The 15,796-nt window shown below is 68.8% G+C and carries 11 protein-coding genes; 9 read left to right on the forward strand and 2 right to left on the reverse strand.

All coding sequences use genetic code 11. From position 1 onward, the window contains the following. Positions 1-220: 220 nt before the first annotated feature. Positions 221-937: a ribonuclease PH gene (gene rph, locus M9M90_RS01240; RefSeq protein WP_254835349.1), complete on the reverse strand. Its 717-nt coding sequence runs from the start codon at positions 935-937 to the stop codon at positions 221-223. 14 nt (positions 938-951) lie between these two features. On the opposite strand from rph, the gene hrcA reads away from it, so the two are divergent. The 6 genes from hrcA to M9M90_RS01270 all read left to right on the forward strand — a co-directional run bounded on the left by hrcA (position 952) and on the right by M9M90_RS01270 (position 9,106). Beyond that, the gene (gene hrcA, locus M9M90_RS01245; protein ID WP_371876890.1) at positions 952-2,103 is read left to right on the forward strand and encodes a heat-inducible transcriptional repressor HrcA; all 1,152 of its coding nucleotides are present in this window, start codon (positions 952-954) and stop codon (positions 2,101-2,103) included. A 10-nt stretch (positions 2,104-2,113) separates the two neighbouring features. Next, positions 2,114-2,728 carry a nucleotide exchange factor GrpE gene (gene grpE / locus M9M90_RS01250; RefSeq protein ID WP_254835350.1) on the forward strand — a complete coding sequence of 205 codons (615 nt, stop codon included), beginning with the start codon at positions 2,114-2,116 and terminating at the stop codon, positions 2,726-2,728. Between the two features lie 105 nt (positions 2,729-2,833). Further along, positions 2,834-3,823, forward strand: coding sequence for a retroviral-like aspartic protease family protein (locus M9M90_RS01255; protein ID WP_254835351.1), 990 nt, complete (start codon positions 2,834-2,836; stop codon positions 3,821-3,823). 91 nt (positions 3,824-3,914) lie between these two features. Next, on the forward strand, positions 3,915-5,864 hold the full coding sequence (locus M9M90_RS01260; RefSeq protein WP_254835352.1) for a PAS domain-containing sensor histidine kinase: 1,950 nt from the start codon (positions 3,915-3,917) through the stop codon (positions 5,862-5,864). A gap of 138 nt (positions 5,865-6,002) precedes the next feature. Further along, a complete protein-coding gene (dnaN, locus tag M9M90_RS01265; RefSeq protein ID WP_254835353.1) occupies positions 6,003-7,121 on the forward strand; it encodes a DNA polymerase III subunit beta in 1,119 nt (372 codons plus the stop codon). Positions 7,122-7,174: 53 nt separating this feature from the next. Further along, positions 7,175-9,106 (forward strand): prolyl oligopeptidase family serine peptidase, encoded by a 1,932-nt coding sequence (locus M9M90_RS01270; protein WP_254835354.1) that lies wholly within the window; start codon positions 7,175-7,177, stop codon positions 9,104-9,106. 47 nt (positions 9,107-9,153) lie between these two features. On the opposite strand, the gene M9M90_RS01275 is transcribed toward M9M90_RS01270, so the two are convergent. Beyond that, positions 9,154-9,645, reverse strand: coding sequence for a pyridoxamine 5'-phosphate oxidase family protein (locus M9M90_RS01275; RefSeq protein WP_254835355.1), 492 nt, complete (start codon positions 9,643-9,645; stop codon positions 9,154-9,156). A gap of 107 nt (positions 9,646-9,752) precedes the next feature. Here M9M90_RS01275 and recF point away from each other — a divergent pair, with 107 nt between their 5' ends. From recF to M9M90_RS01290, 3 genes are all read left to right on the forward strand, one after another. Then, positions 9,753-10,892, forward strand: a complete 1,140-nt coding sequence (gene recF / locus M9M90_RS01280; RefSeq protein ID WP_254837195.1) for a DNA replication/repair protein RecF — start codon at positions 9,753-9,755, stop codon at positions 10,890-10,892. Further along, a complete protein-coding gene (gyrB, locus tag M9M90_RS01285; RefSeq protein ID WP_254835356.1) occupies positions 10,889-13,330 on the forward strand; it encodes a DNA topoisomerase (ATP-hydrolyzing) subunit B in 2,442 nt (813 codons plus the stop codon). Before recF ends, gyrB begins: the two co-directional genes overlap by 4 nt. Positions 13,331-13,499: 169 nt before the next feature. Beyond that, positions 13,500-15,737 (forward strand): TonB-dependent receptor, encoded by a 2,238-nt coding sequence (locus M9M90_RS01290; RefSeq protein WP_254835357.1) that lies wholly within the window; start codon positions 13,500-13,502, stop codon positions 15,735-15,737. Positions 15,738-15,796 lie beyond the last annotated feature (59 nt).

The following is a 15,796-nucleotide window of genomic DNA, read 5'->3' on the forward strand; positions in this document are numbered from 1 at the left end:
GCCCGTTCGCCCGCGAAATCGCCCGCGGCGGCTCGTACCGCTACCCGCTGTTCGGGTTCTAAGACCGCTCGTTCCTCCCCTTCTGGGGGAGGTGGCGCGGCGCCCTCTTTGGCGACGTTACGGAGGGGGCTGAAGCCCACGAGCAAGGGTCAAAGTCCCCCTCAGTCGGCTTCGCCGACAGCTCCCCCAGAAGGGGAGCATCTATGGGCGCAGCGAGTCCTCAGCCGCCCGTCGCGATCCTCTGCAGCTCGCAGAGCTCGCCGATGCCCTTGCGGGCCAGGGAGAACAGCGCCTCGAACTCGCCCTGGCTGAAGCCGCGCTTCTCGCCGGTGGCCTGGACCTCCACGATGTCGCCCGTGCCGGTCAGCACGAAGTTGGCGTCGGCCTCGGCGTTGGAATCCTCCTCGTATTCCAGGTCCAGGACCGGAACGCCCTTGAAGATCCCGCACGAGATCGCCGCCACCTGATCCAGGATCGGGTCCTTCACGATCAGGCCTTCCTCCATCAGGTATTTCGTCGCCACCCGCAGGGCCACCCAGGCGCCGGTGATCGCCGCCGTCCGCGTGCCGCCATCGGCCTGGATCACATCGCAGTCGATGGAGATCTGGCGCTCGCCGAGCGCTATGGGATCGACGATGGCGCGCATGGAGCGGCCGATCAGCCGTTGGATCTCCTGGGTGCGGCCCGACTGCTTGCCCTCCGAGGCTTCACGGCGGCCCCGTGTGTGGGTGGCGCGCGGCAGCATGCCGTATTCGGCGGTCACCCAGCCCTGGCCGCGGCCGCGCATGAAGCCCGGCACCCGGTCCTCGACGCTGGCGGTGATCAGCACCTTGGTGTGGCCGAAGGACGCCAGGCACGAGCCCTCCGCATAGCGGTTGACGCCCACCTCCAGGGTCACGGGACGGAGCAGGTCGGCGGTGCGGTCGGACGGGCGCATGGGAAACCTTGGCGATGGTGCTGGCGTCTTGCGCCGGCGGGCTTATCCTAGATCGAAGAGGTTCCGTCCATGGCTCGCAACGAGCACCGCCGCCTATCGTGACCAGTCCCCTGCTTTCACCCGGGCCTTCGCTCGCCGAACTGGACGCCCGCGCCCGCGATATTTTCCGCCGCGTGGTGGAGAGCTATCTGGAGACCGGCGACCCCGTGGGCTCGCGCACGCTCTCCAAGGGCGGGGTGCACCTGTCGCCCGCCTCGATCCGCAACACCATGCAGGACCTGACCCAGCTGGGCCTGCTGGGGGCGCCGCATGTGAGCGCCGGCCGCGCGCCGACCCATGCGGGCCTGAGGCTGTTCGTCGACGGCCTGCTGGAGGTGGGCGACGTGGCCGAGGACGACCGCCGCTCCATCGAGGCGCGCCTCACCGGCAAGGGCATGAACTTCGAGGAGGCGCTGAACGAGGCCACCGCGATCCTGTCGGGCCTGGCGGGCGGCGCCGGCGTGGTGGTGAGTCCGGTGCGCGACGCCGGGGTCAAGCACGTGGAGTTCGTCTCGCTCTCCGCCGACCAGGCCCTGGCGGTGATGGTGTTCGAGGACGGGGTGGTCGAGAACCGTCTGATGAAGCTGGCCGCCGGCGTCACCCCCAGCGCCCTGCAGGAAGCCTCGAATTTCATGAACGCGCGGCTGCGGGGCCGCACCCTCAACGAGGCCAAGGCCGAGGTGCGGCACGAGCTGGACACCGCGCGCAGCCAGTTGAACGAGATGACGGCGCGCCTGGTCGAGGAAGGCCTCGCCGGCTGGGGGGGCGGCGAAGGCGCCGAGCGGTCCCTGATCGTCCGCGGCCGCGCCAACCTGCTGCACGACCGCGAGGCCCTCGACGACCTGGAGCGGGTCCGCATGCTGTTCGACGATCTTGAACAAAAGGAACAGCTGATCGGTTTGCTGGACGACGTCCGGGAAGCCCAGGGCGTGCGGATCTTCATCGGCGCCGAAACGCGGCTGTTTTCGCTTTCGGGTTCCGCCGTGATCGCCGCGCCCTATATGACGGGCCAGCAAAAGGTGCTGGGCGCGATCGGCGTGATCGGGCCCGCGCGTCTCAACTATGCCCGGGTGATCCCGCTGGTGGACTATACCGCCCGCGTGCTCTCCCAGGTCGCTAACGGGTAAAGGATTGTAGATGTCCGACGATCAAACGCCGGCTGAAGACTTCGAACAGATCGCCGACGCTGCGGCCGACGAGCTCCTGGCCTTGCGGGCCGAGAACCAGGCGCTGAAGGACCAGGTCCTGCGCGTGGCCGCCGATGCGGAGAACACCAAGCGCCGGACGGAGCGCGAGGCCAATGACGCGCGCGCCTACGCCATCCAGAAATTCGCCCGCGACCTGCTGACGGTGTCCGACACCCTGTCGCGCGCCCTGACCACCCCGCCGGCCAGCGGCGAGCCGGCGGTGAACAATTTCGTGGTCGGCGTCGAGATGACCGAGAAGGCGCTGCAGACCGCCTTCGAGAACAACGGCCTGAAGAAGATCGATCCGGTCGCCGGCGCCAGGTTCGACCCCCACCAGCACCAGGCGGTGATGGAACAGGCCTCGCCGGACGTGGCCGCCGGCGGGGTGATCAACACCCTGCAGCCCGGCTACGAACTGCTGGGCCGGCTGATCCGTCCGGCCATGGTCGTGGTGGCCGCCAAGGGCTCCGGCGCCCAGGCCCCAGGCGGCGGCGACGCCCCGGCCAATCCCTATGCAGCCCAGGACGGCGAGGACTCTGGCGGCGCGGTCGACACCCGGGCGTAACGTCTGAGTTACTCCTTGTCCCGCAAGGGAAATTCCGGCCTCGGTCATTTGACCGTGACCCCCACCGGGCGTAAGCTCGGCCCAGAACAAAAAGGGGTCGGAAACGTGCAGGCAGGGTCACAGACTCGCCGGGCGCTGATGGGGTGGAGCGCCGCCGCTGGCGGAGCCCTGCTCACCGCGCCGGGCTGGGCGTTCGGTCAGGAGGCCGCGTCCACCGTTCTTCCCCCCGAGGTCCTGGCCGAGGTCGCCGACGAGGACCACCCGCCGACCAGGGTCGACACCGCCTCCAGCAACGTGTTCGACCACGTCACCGCGCCGGTGATGATCAATGGCCGCGGGCCGTTCCGCTTCATGGTCGACACCGGGGCCAACACGTCCTGCGTCTCGCAGGGCCTGGCCGAGACCCTCGCCCTGCCGCGCGGCCGGGCGCTCAGGGTGCACACCGTCGTCGGACCGCGCTCGCGGGCCAGCGTCACCATCGACCGTCTCGACATCGGCTCGCGCAGCCGGCGCAATATCGAGGCGCCGGTCCTGCCCATGGGCGCGTTCGGGATCGACGGGGTGCTGGGCATCGACTGGCTCAAGGGCCAGCGCCTGGTCCTGGGCTTCGCCGGCAGGACGCTGGAGATCACCAAGTCCCGCCGCGAGGCCAGCGCGGAGGGCAAGGTGGTGGTGCCGGCCCGGCGGAAGTCCGGTCAGCTCACCATCGTCGACGCCGATCTCAGCGGCCACAAGATCAGCGCCATGATCGATTCAGGCTCGCAGTTCTCCCTGGGCAACACCGCCCTGCGGCGGATCATCGAACGGATGGACCCGAGGGCGGCGTCCAAGGCCCAGAAGGTCGGCATGCTGTCCATCGCCGGCGAGGCTTTCACGGGCGAGCAGCTCAACCTGCCGTTCATGCGCCTGGGCGGCCTGACCCTGGGCAACGTCCCGGTGGTGTTCAGCGACGTGCCGGTCTTCAGGCTGTGGGATCTGCACGACACCCCGACGATGATGCTGGGTATCGACCTGCTGACCCAGTTCACCACCGTGTCGCTCGACTTCGGCCGCTCCTCGGTCCGCTTCGACATCGCCGACAGCGCCAGGGCCTAGGCGAGCGCCGAGGACCCCTGGCGGGAACCTTAGCCACGCATATACGCTTCGGGTCGTTGGAGGGGCCGTGGCCCCTGCGTTTGGGGTCGTGATGGATCGCCCGGGATATTCCATAGCGCTGGCGACCGACGACAGTCGGTATCGCGTGCTGGTCGATGCGATCACCGACTACGCCATCTACATGCTCGATCCCGACGGCCGGGTGGTGAGCTGGAACTCGGGCGCCCGTCGCTTCAAGGGCTATGAGGCCGAGGAGATCATCGGCGATCACTTCTCCCGTTTCTACACCGAGGAGGACCGCGCGGCGGATGTTCCGGCCACCGCCTTGCGGACCGCGGCTCAGGAGGGCCGGTACGAGACCGAGGGCTGGCGCGTCCGCAAGGGCGGCGACCGATTCTGGGCTCACGTGCTGATCGATCCGATCCGCGCTCCGACCGGCGAGCTGGTGGGCTTCGCGAAGATCACCCGCGACCTGACCGAGCGCAGGGCGGCGGAGGAAGCCTTGCGGCGCAGCGAGCAGCAGTTCCGGCTGCTGGTCCAGGGCGTCACAGACTATGCCATCTTCCTGCTCGACCTGGACGGACGCGTGACCAGTTGGAACGCCGGAGCCCAGCGGATCAAGGGCTACGCGCCCCAGGAGATCATCGGCCAGCATTTCAGCCGCTTCTACACCGAGGCGGACCGCGAGGCCGGCGAACCGGCCCTGGCGTTGCGCACCGCCGCGGCGGAGGGGCGCTTCGAAAAGGAAGGCTGGCGCGTCCGCAAGGACGGTACGCGCTTCTGGGCCCATGTGGTCATCGACCCGATCCGCGACGACGCGGGCGTGGCGATCGGATTCGCCAAGATCACCCGCGACATCACCGAGCGACGGCAGGCGCAGGACGCACTCGACCAGGCCCGCCAGGCGCTCTTCCAGTCTCAGAAGCTCGAGGCCATCGGCCAACTCACCGGCGGCGTGGCCCATGACTTCAACAACCTGCTGATGGCGGTGTTGGGCAGCCTGGAGCTGTTGCGCAAACGGCTCCCGGCCGACCCCAAGGCCAGGGCCCTGCTCGACAACGCCGTGCAGGGGGCCCAGCGCGGCGCGGCGCTGACCCAGCGGATGCTGGCCTTCGCCCGCAAGCAGGAGCTGGAGCTGGACGGGGTCGACGTTCCCGCCCTGGTGCGGGGCATGACCGGGCTGCTGCAGAGATCGGTGGGGCCGTCCATCAAGCTTGTCATGCGGTTCCCACCCGCGCTTCCGCCAGCCTTCACCGACGCCAACCAGCTTGAAGCGGCGCTCCTGAACCTAGTGGTGAACGCCCGCGACGCCATGCCGGGAGGCGGAACGGTCACAATCGGAGCGACGGCGGAGTGCATCGAGCCCAGCGCCGGGCCGGGCCTGCCGGCCGGCGACTACATCCGGTTGGCGGTGGTCGACGAGGGCGACGGGATGGACGAGCAGACGCTCGCTCGAGCCACCGAGCCGTTCTACACCACCAAGGGCGTCGGCAAGGGCACGGGGCTCGGTCTTTCGACGGCCCACGGCCTGGCCGAGCAGTCGGGTGGTCGCCTTGTGCTGAGCAGCCGGCCGGATCACGGGACCACGGCGGCCCTGTGGCTGCCACGCGCCGACGCAGTCGGGACGCCAAAAACCCCGCGCGCGGCCGGGCCGCCCGGCGACGAGCGCCTCCGGCCCCTGGTCGTCCTCGCGGTGGATGACGACCATCTGGTCCTGTTGAACCTCGCCGCGATGCTGGAAGACCTCGGTCACCGGCCGATCGCCGCGTCCTCCGCCGCCGAGGCGCTCGAGAGGCTGGGCGAGACCCGCGTGGACGTGGTGATCACCGACCACGCCATGCCGCAGATGAGCGGCCTGCAGCTGGCGGAGGAGATCGCGCGCCGCTACGGGGATCTGCCGGTGATCCTGGCGACCGGCTACGCCGAGCTGTCGCCCGGCGAGGGCGAAACCACGCCGCGGCTGGCCAAGCCGTACACCCAGTCTGAGCTCGCCCAGATCCTGCGCGGCGTCTGCGGGACCGCCGAACTCTCCCCCGGCTGAGCAATATCACCAGGCCGGACGCCGCAGGCGCCAAGCCCCTCTTCCCCGCGGCTTCTAAATGATTAAAGTCCCAGGTCCCTTCCTGCGGGGGGCGCCGGCGACTCCCTCGCACCGGCGCTTGGAGGTCCGGACCACATCATGAAGCTTACGATCGAACGGGCGGCGCTCATCAAGGCGCTGGGGCATGTGCAGAGCGCCGTCGAGCGGCGCAACACCATCCCGATCCTGTCCAATGTGCTGCTGTCGGCCGAGCGCGAACGGCTGACCTTCTCGGCGACCGATCTCGACATGGAGATCATCGACGAGGCCTTCGCCCAGGTGGACCAGCCGGGCCAGATCACCGCGCCCGCCCACACGCTCTATGAGATCGTCCGCAAGCTGCCGGAAGGCGCCGACGTCTCCCTGTCCTTCACGGGCGAGGACCCACGCCTGACGGTCTCGGCCGGGCGCTCGCGGTTCAACCTCCCGGTGCTGCCGGCCGGCGACTTCCCGGTCATGTCCTCGGACGGGCTCTCCTCGCGCGTGCCCGTGGACGTGGGCGACCTGATCCGACTGATCGACAAAACCCGGTTCGCGATCTCCACCGAGGAGACCCGCTACTATCTGAACGGCCTCTACCTGCACACGGTGGTGGAGGACGGGGTGGCCAAGCTGCGCGCCGTGGCCACCGACGGCCACCGGCTGGCCCTGGCCGAGATGATCGCGCCCGAGGGCTCGGCCGGCACGCCCGGCGTCATCGTGCCGCGCAAGACCATCGCCGAGGCCCGTCGCCTGCTGGAGGACGCCGGCGAATCGGTCGACCTGCAGCTCAGCGCCCAGAAGGTCCGGCTCGATTTCGGCGGGGCGGCGCTGACCTCGAAGGTCATCGACGGCAACTTCCCCGACTACAGCCGTGTCATCCCCAAGGACAACAACCGGGTGATGATGGTCGACAACAAGCTGTTCGCCCAGGCGGTGGATCGCGTCGCCACCATCTCGGCCGAAAAGAGCCGCTCGGTTCGCATGGCCATCGAGCCCGGCAAGGTGATCCTCACCGTGCGCAACATGGAAGCCGGCCAGGCGGTCGAGGAGATCGAGGTCGACTACGACGGCGAGGCCTTCGAGCTCAGCTTCAACGCCCGCTACCTGCTGGACGTCACCGACCAGATCAGCGCCGAACAGGCCGAATTCCGCTTCGGCGGTCCCAACGACCCGGCCCTGGTGCTCGATCCCACCGACGCGGACGTCCAGTACGTGTTGATGCCGCTGCGGGTCTGACCCTCGACGCTCGGCGGCGCGGGTTCGCCCATGAGATTACGGGTGGAACGTCCATGCGTAGCGTGCTGATCGGCGGCCTCGCCGCCCTGCTGACGGGCGGCTCCGCCCTGGCCGCGACGCCCGTGGTTAAGCGCGAGGTCGGGGCCCTGGTCACCGAGAACGTGCCCGAGACCCCGCCCGCCGTGCGCGAGCAACTCCACCGCTATCAGAACACCCGCTCGGCCAACTTCCTCGACTGGCTGGGCGACGGGACGATGCTGATCGCCACCCGCTTCGGCCAGACGCCGCAGATCCACCATGTAAAGGCGCCCGGAGGCGACCGAACCCAGCTCACCTTCTTCGACGAACCGGTGACCTCGGCCGCGGCCCAGCCGATGGTTCCGGGCGCCTTCGTCCTCGCCCGCGACACCGGCGGCGATGAGTACTTCCAGGGCTACGCCTCGGCGGTCGAGGGCGGCGAGGCCTTGGTCACCGACCCCAAGACCCGCAACACCGGGTTCGTCTTCTCCCCCGACGGGACCCTGCTGGCCTGGAGCCGGGTGACCCCCGGCAAGGGCGACTACGACATCATGCTGATGCGCACCGGCCAGCCGGCGACCCGCCGCGTGGCCCTGAAGGGCAAGGGCGCCGTCGGGCCCGCGGCCTTTTCGGCGGATGGCGGCAGGATCCTCTTCAGGCGCGCCATCTCGGCCCAGTCGAGCAAGGTCTTCGTGCTGGAAACCGCCACCGGCCGGGTGACCGAGATCAATCCGTCCCGGAAGCTGATCGCCTATTCCGGCGGCGAGTTCACCCCCGACGGCCGCCGGGTCCTGATGCTGTCGGACGAAAAGTCCGAGGTCGCCCGGCTGGTCGAATACGACCTGGTCAGCGGCCGCAAGACGGTGGTCGCCGACGGCGGCGCCTGGGAAATCGAGGCCTTCGACCTCTCCGAGAACGGCCGGCTGCTGGCCTATGCGATCAATCAGGACGGCCGCTCCCGGGTGGTGGTCGCCGACATCATGACCCGCCGCGCCCTGCCGCAGCCGGAGCTGCCGGTGGGGGTGCTGGCGGACCTGAAGTTTTCGCCCGACGCCCTGCGCCTGGCCATCGGGCTGAACTCGGCGACCTCGCCGGCCGATGTCTGGACCTGGAATATCGCCGAGGCGAGCCTGGTCCGCTGGACCCATAGCGAGATGGGGGGACTGAAGCCCGCCGACATGGTCGAGCCGAGCCTGATCCGCTTTGTCAGCTTCGACCGGCGGCAGATCCCCGCCTGGGTCTACCGGCCCAAGGCCGCGAAGGAGCCCACGCCCGTCATCATCGACATCCATGGCGGGCCCGAGGGCCAGTCGCGGCCGGGCTTCTCGACCACATACCAGTACTGGGTGAACGCGCTGGGGGCGACGGTGATCTCGCCGAATGTCCGCGGCTCGACCGGCTATGGGAAGACCTATCTGGCGCTGGACAACGCCATGAAGCGCCAGGACTCGGTCCGGGACATCGGAGCCCTGCTGGACTGGATCGCGAGCCAGCCGGACCTCGACAAAAGCCGGGTGGTGGTGTCCGGAGGATCCTATGGCGGGTTCATGACCCTGGCGGCGCTGGCGGCCTATAACGACCGCCTGGCCGGGGCCATCGACACGGTGGGCATCTCCGACTTCACCACCTTCCTGACCCATACCGAGGGCTACCGGCGCGACCTGCGGCGGGTGGAGTACGGCGACGAGCGCGACCCGAAGATGAAGGCCGAGTTCGACCGCATCTCGCCGCTGAACCTCACCGACAAGATGACCAAGCCGCTGTTCGTCATCGCCGGCTTCAACGATCCGCGCGTGCCCTGGACCGAGGGCGAGCAGATCGTCGCCAAGGTTCGCGCCAACGGCGGCGACGTCTGGTGGATGATGGCCAAGGACGAAGGCCACGGCTTCCGCAAGAAACAGAACCGCGACGCGCTACGGGAGGCCGAGACGCTGTTCCTGCGGAAGGTGTTTGGGGCGGGGTCGTAGCCGCTCCGCGCGAGCGCGGGCGCAGACGCCGAGATCGGCTGTGAAGCCTAGTTCAGCCGCACCTCGGCGACCTTGTCGGCGTAGTCCTGCTTGGGATCGCTGCCGAGCAGCATCTTCACCCCGGCGAACAGGCTGTTCTCGTTCAGCCAGATCTGGGCGTCGTCGGGTTCGAAGCGCAGGAGCTGCAGCTTCGGGTCGTCCTTGCCGCCCTCGAACCAGGCTGCGACGAAGGGGTTCCAAAGGCGCTCGATCGTGGCGCGGTCATTGTCGGGGGACAGCCGGCCATGCACCGAGGCGAACAGGTGGTGGCCCTTGTCGGCGAACTGGAACACGGCGCGATGGCCCGTCCCGAGGGCTTCGGCGATATCGGTGTCCTTGGCGGTGAAGAAGTAGATCGGCCCCTGGTCGTGGTCGCCCTCGGTCTGGGCGGTCATCGGCTGGGCGTGGTCTTCCTCGACCCCGGCCAGGCCCAGCATGACGGTCCTGTCGGACTTCAGGGCTTTCCAGAACTTGGCTTTGATGTCGGTCGTGTCGGTCATGGGGGGCATCCTCCGTTGAGGATGTCGAACGAGGCGGGCCACCGGTTGTTCCGACGGCAGAGCTCGCCGCCTTCGCGCGCGTGCGCGAAACCCGCTATGACGCGCCGGTGACCGCCTTCAACCACCTGACCCTGACGGACTTCCGCTCCTATGAGCGGGCCGAGCTCGCCCTCGACGGGCGGCCGGTGTTCCTGGTGGGCCCCAACGGGGCGGGCAAGACCAACCTGCTGGAGGCGATCAGCCTGTTCACCGCCGGCCGGGGGCTGCGCGGCGCGGCCATCGCCGAACTGGGGCGCCGCCAGCCGGGCGAGACCCAGGGACGGGCCTGGGCGGTGGCCGCCGTCATCGTCGAGGCCGGCGAGGAGACCCGCGTCGGAACTGGCGTCGAGACCCCCGGCGCCGCGCGGCGCACGGTGCGGCTGGAGGGCGAGGCCGTGCCGCCGGGGCGCCTGGCCGACCTTCAGCGCCAGGTCTGGCTGACCCCGGCCCAGGACCGGCTGTTCCTGGAGGGCGCGGGCGACCGCCGCCGGTTCCTGGACCGCCTGGTGTTCGCCGGCGAGCCCAGCCACGCGGCCCATGTCTCGGCCTATGAGAAATCCCAGCGCGAGCGCATGCGTCTGCTGACCGACGGGCCCGCCGACCCGGCCTGGCTCTCGGCGCTGGAAGCCCGGCTGGCCGAGGCCGGGGCCCTGATGGCCGAGGCCCGCGCCCGGACGCTAGCCGCACTGCAGGCCGAGATCGACGGCCGCGGCGACAGGCCTTTCCCGCAGGCGAAGCTGACCCTCACCGGCGACTGGGAGCGGATGGCGGGCGAAGGGGTGGAGTTCGCCGAGATCGAGGCCCGGCTGGCCCGGTCCCTGGCGTCGGCGCGGGATCGCGACGCCGCCGCCGGGCGGGCGCTCACCGGCCCCCACCGGGGCGATCTGCTGGTGGTCCACGCCGAAAAGGACCGTCCGGCGGCGGAATGCTCGACCGGCGAGCAGAAAGCCCTGATTTTGAACCTTGTTCTGGCCCAGGCGGCGCGTCTTTCGCGTGCAGAATCGGCGCCAAACCCTATATTGTTGCTGGACGAGGTCGCAGCGCACCTGGACCGCCGCAGGCGGGCCGCGCTGTTCGACGAAATCGAGGCGCTCGAGCTGCAGGCGTTCCTGACCGGCACGGACGAGCTTCTCTTTGAGGATTTGAAGGGCCGGGCCCAGGGCGTCCATGTGGACGGCTCCAGCCTGGCGATTCTGGACACTGAATGACTGACGAGACGCAGATCCCCGACACCTCGGGCGAGCATGCCGGCCAAGCCGAGTACGGCGCGGAATCCATCAAGGTGCTGAAGGGCCTGGACGCGGTGCGCAAGCGCCCCGGCATGTACATCGGCGACACCGACGACGGCTCGGGCCTGCACCACATGGTCTATGAGGTGGTCGACAACGCCATCGACGAGACCCTGGCCGGCTGGGCCACGCGGGTGGAGGTGATCCTCAACGCCGACGGTTCGGTGACCGTCACCGACGACGGCCGCGGCATCCCCACCGACATCCACGAGGGCGAAGGCGTCTCGGCGGCCGAGGTCATCATGACCCAGCTGCACGCCGGCGGGAAATTCGACCAGAACTCCTACAAGGTCTCGGGCGGCCTGCACGGCGTCGGCGTCTCGGTGGTGAATGCGCTCTCCGACTGGCTGAAGCTGAGGATCTATCGCGGCGGCAAGGCCTACGAGATGGAGTTCCGCCGCGGAGACGCGGTCTCGCCCCTGATCGTCACCGGCGACGCGCCCCTGCGCGAGAACGGCGAATTCCTTTCGGGCACCGAGGTCACCTTCATGGCCTCAACCGACACCTTCGCCTTCGTCGACTACGACCGGAAGACCCTGGAGCACCGGCTGCGGGAGCTCGCCTTCCTGAACTCCGGCGTGACCATCTGGCTGAAGGACAACCGCGAGGCCGAGCCCTTCGTCGAGCTGCTGCACTATGAGGGCGGCATCGAGGCCTTCGTGCGCCACCTGGACAAGGCCAAGACGCCCCTGCTGCGGGCCCCGATCGTGATCCGCGGCAAGAAGGAGAACGTCGAGCTCGACATGTCGCTCTGGTGGAACGACGGCTATCACGAGAACGTCCTCTGCTTCACCAACAACATCCCGCAGAAGGACGGCGGCACGCACCTGGCCGCCTTCCGCTCGGCGCTCACCCGGATCATCACCGGCTATGCGGAGAGCTCGGGCGCCACCAAGCGCGAGAAGGTCTCGCTGTCGGGGGAGGACGCCCGCGAGGGCCTGACCTGCGTGCTGTCGGTCAAGGTGCCCGATCCGAAGTTCTCATCCCAGACCAAGGACAAGCTGGTCTCCTCCGAGGTCCGGCCGGCCGTGGAAGGCCTGGTCTCCGAGGGCATCGGCCAGTGGTTCGAGGAGCATCCGACCGAGGCCAAGCTGATCGTCCAGAAGATCGCCGAGGCCGCCGCCGCCCGCGAGGCGGCCCGCAAGGCCCGCGAACTGACGCGGCGCAAGTCGGCGCTCGACATCACCTCCCTGCCCGGCAAGCTGGCCGACTGCCAGGAGCGCGACCCCGCCAAGTCCGAGATCTTCCTGGTGGAGGGCGACTCCGCCGGCGGCTCGGCCAAGCAGGCCCGCAACCGTGAGAACCAGGCGATCCTGCCCCTGCGCGGCAAGATCCTGAACGTGGAGCGCGCCCGGTTCGACAAGATGTTGTCGTCCGACCAGATCGGCACCCTGATCGTGGCGCTGGGGGCCGGCATTGGTCGCGACGAGTTCGATATCGAGAAGCTCCGCTACCACAAGATCGTGATCATGACCGACGCCGACGTCGACGGCGCCCACATCCGCACTCTGCTGCTGACCTTCTTCTACCGGCAGATGCCGGAGCTGATCGAGCGCGGCTATCTCTATATCGCCCAGCCGCCGCTCTATAAGGCGACCAAGAACCGGCAGTCGCGCTACCTCAAGGACGACGCCGAGCTCGAAAACTACCTGATCGACGAGGGCGTCGAGGGCGCGACCCTGGACCTGGAGTCCGGTGAACGGCTGGTCGGCGCCGACCTGCTGGCCCTGGTGCAGAGCGCCCGCGGGGCCAAGGCCAATATCGAGCGGCTTTCCAGCCGGGCGCCGGCCATCGCCATTGAGCAGGCCGCCTTGGCCGGACTGCTGAACGAGGGCGGCGGCGACATGACCAAGGCCGCCAGTCGCATGGACCTCTACGCCGAGGAAGGCGACGGCGCCTGGACCGGAGAGGTCGCGGCCACCGGCGGTTTCGCCTTCTCCCGCATCCGCCGCGGTGTGTCCGAGCGCGTGGTGCTGGACGACCTGCTGCTGCACGCCGCCGACGCGCGACGCCTGGCTGAACGCTCGGCCGCCATGGCCGAGACCTTCCAGGGCGTGGGGACCTTCACCCGCAAGGACCGCTCGGCCAAGGTGCGCGGCCCGCTGGACCTGTTCGCTGCGGTCATGGAAGCCGGCCGCCGCGGCCTGGCGATCCAGCGCTACAAGGGTCTGGGCGAGATGAACCCCGATCAGCTCTGGGAAACCACGCTGGACGCCGACGCCCGCACCCTGCTGCAGGTCAAGGTCAACCACGCCGACGACGCCGACGACATGTTCACCCGCCTGATGGGCGACTTGGTCGAGCCGCGCCGCGAGTTTATCCAGGCGAACGCCCTGGACGCCGAGGTCGACGTCTGAAAATGCGAGAGTCGGGGTTGAATCTGCCCCGGGACGCCTGAGTTCCGGGCGTTTCGCGGCGCCCGGGACACATTGCGCGCCTCTCGTGCGCACCACCGTATTGTTGCGCTTCCATGACGGCTTGGACTCGCCTAGAGCGCGAGCAATTCCAGCCCAAGAGGATCTCGCCATGTCGCCGCTTTCGCGTACGCATTTCATGAAGCATGCGGCGCGGGCCGCTCTGGTGATGGCCATGCTCGCCCCGGGCGCGGCCCTGGCCCAGGACGCCGGGACCGAGCTGGAGGAGGTGATCATCACCGCCCAGAAGCGGGCCGAGAGCCTCAACGACGTGCCGGTCTCGGTGACGGCGGTGAGCGGCGAGAAGCTGGCGGTGATCCGCTCGTCCGGCGGCGACATCCGGGTGTTCTCCGCCCGCATTCCCAGCGTGACCCTGGAATCCTCCTTCGGCCGCACCTTCCCGCGGCCCTATATCCGCGGCCTGGGCAATACCGACTTCGACCTCAACGCCTCCCAGCCGGTCTCCTTCGTCTATGACGAGGTGGTGCTGGAAAGCCCGGTGCTGAAAGGCTTCCCGCTGTTCGACATCGATCAGGTCGAGGCGCTGCGCGGGCCGCAGGGCACCCTGTTCGGCCGCAACACCCCGGCGGGGGTCCTGAAGTTCGACAGCGCCAAGCCCCGCCAGACCTTCGGCGGCTACGGCCAAGTCTCCTACGCCACCTTCGGGACGATAAACGCCGAGGGCGCGGTCGGCGGCCCGATCATCGAGGGCGTGCTGGCCGGCAGGTTGTCGGCCCTCTACCAGCACCGCGACGACTGGGTGGACAACGGCTTCACCGGCAAGAAGAACGCCACCGGCGGCTATGACGAACACGCCTTCCGCGGCCAGCTGCTGTTCACGCCCAACGAAGCGTTCAGCGCCCTGTTCAACGCCCACTACATGCACCTAGACGGCACGCCGCAGATCTTCCGGGCCAACATCATCACCAAGGGGACCAACGACTTCGTTCCCGGCTTCGACCGCGAGACCATCTTCCAGGACGCAGAGTCCCGGTCCGGCCAGACGGTGGAAGCCTCCGGCGCCAGCCTGAAGCTGACCTATGACCTGGGCGGGCCGGTGATCACCTCGATCACCGCCTATGAGCACGTCACCGCCTTCTCGCGCGGCGATATCGACGGCGGCTTCGGCGCCGTCTTCGCCCCGCCGTCCGGCCCGGGCTTCATCCCGTTCACCGCCGAGAGCGCCGACGGAATGCCCCATCACGCTCAGTGGAGCCAGGAGCTGCGCGTCGCGGGCGACGCCGGGGCCCTGAAGTACACCCTGGGCGCCTTCTACTTCTTCGAAGACGTGAAGATCGACTCGATCAACTACGACACCCTGGGCGGCGGGGCGCGCAACGGCCTGGCCATCCAGCACCAGAAGACCACCTCCTGGGCCCTGTTCGGCAATCTCGACTACAAGCTGACCGAGCAGTGGAGCATCGGGGGCGGCCTGCGCTATTCCGACGACAGCAAGGAGTTCATGGCCGCCCAGCTGATCACCCCGCCCTTCGCCCCGGTCCCGCCGGGCGTGCTGCGCGCCTCGCCGGAGAGCGACGAGATCAGCTTCAACCTCAACACCACCTATGCGGTCACCGAGGACGTCAATCTCTACGCTCGCATCGCCAAGGGCTATCGCGCGCCCTCGATCCAGGGACGGCTGCTGTTCGGCTCGACCATCTCGGTGGCCGACAAGGAGACCCTGATGTCCTACGAGGCCGGCTTCAAGGCCGACCTGTTCGACCGCCGCGCCCGGGTCGACGCCAACGTCTTCTTCTACAAGGTCGACGATCTGCAGCTCACCGCCGTGGGCGGCGGGGCCAACTTTAATCAGCTGATCAACGCCGCCAAGGCCGAGGGCTACGGCTTCGAGTTCAACGGCGAGGCTGCGCCCATGGAGCACCTGCTGCTCACCGCAGGCCTCTCCTACAATCACACCGAGATCCAGGACCCGAACCTCTTCACCCAGCCCTGCGGCGGCGGCTGCACCGTGCTGGACCCGGCCGGCCCGATCGCCGGCACGGTGCGGATCGACGGCAACAGCCTGCCCAACGCCCCGCGCTGGATCGCCAACTTCACGGCGCGCTACGCGATCCCCTACGGCGACGGCGAGTTCTTTGCCTTCACCGACTGGGCCTATCGCTCGAAGATCAACTTCTTCCTCTACCAGTCCGCCGAGTTCACCGACGACCGGCTGCTGGAAGGCGGCCTGCGCCTCGGCTACGCCGCCACGGCCGGCTGGGAGGCGGCGGTCTTCGCGCGCAACATCACCGACGACGAGAGCCTGGAGGGCGGCATCGACTTCAACAACCTGACCGGCTTCGTCAACGACCCCCGCACCCTCGGCGTCGAGGTGAAGGCGAAGTTCTAGATCGCGCAGGAACAACGGCCCCCGGCCGTGGTTCACCTCATGCGGGGGCCCAACCTGTC

Source organism: Phenylobacterium sp. LH3H17, from assembly GCF_024298925.1.
Taxonomy (GTDB): Bacteria; Pseudomonadota; Alphaproteobacteria; order Caulobacterales; family Caulobacteraceae; genus Phenylobacterium.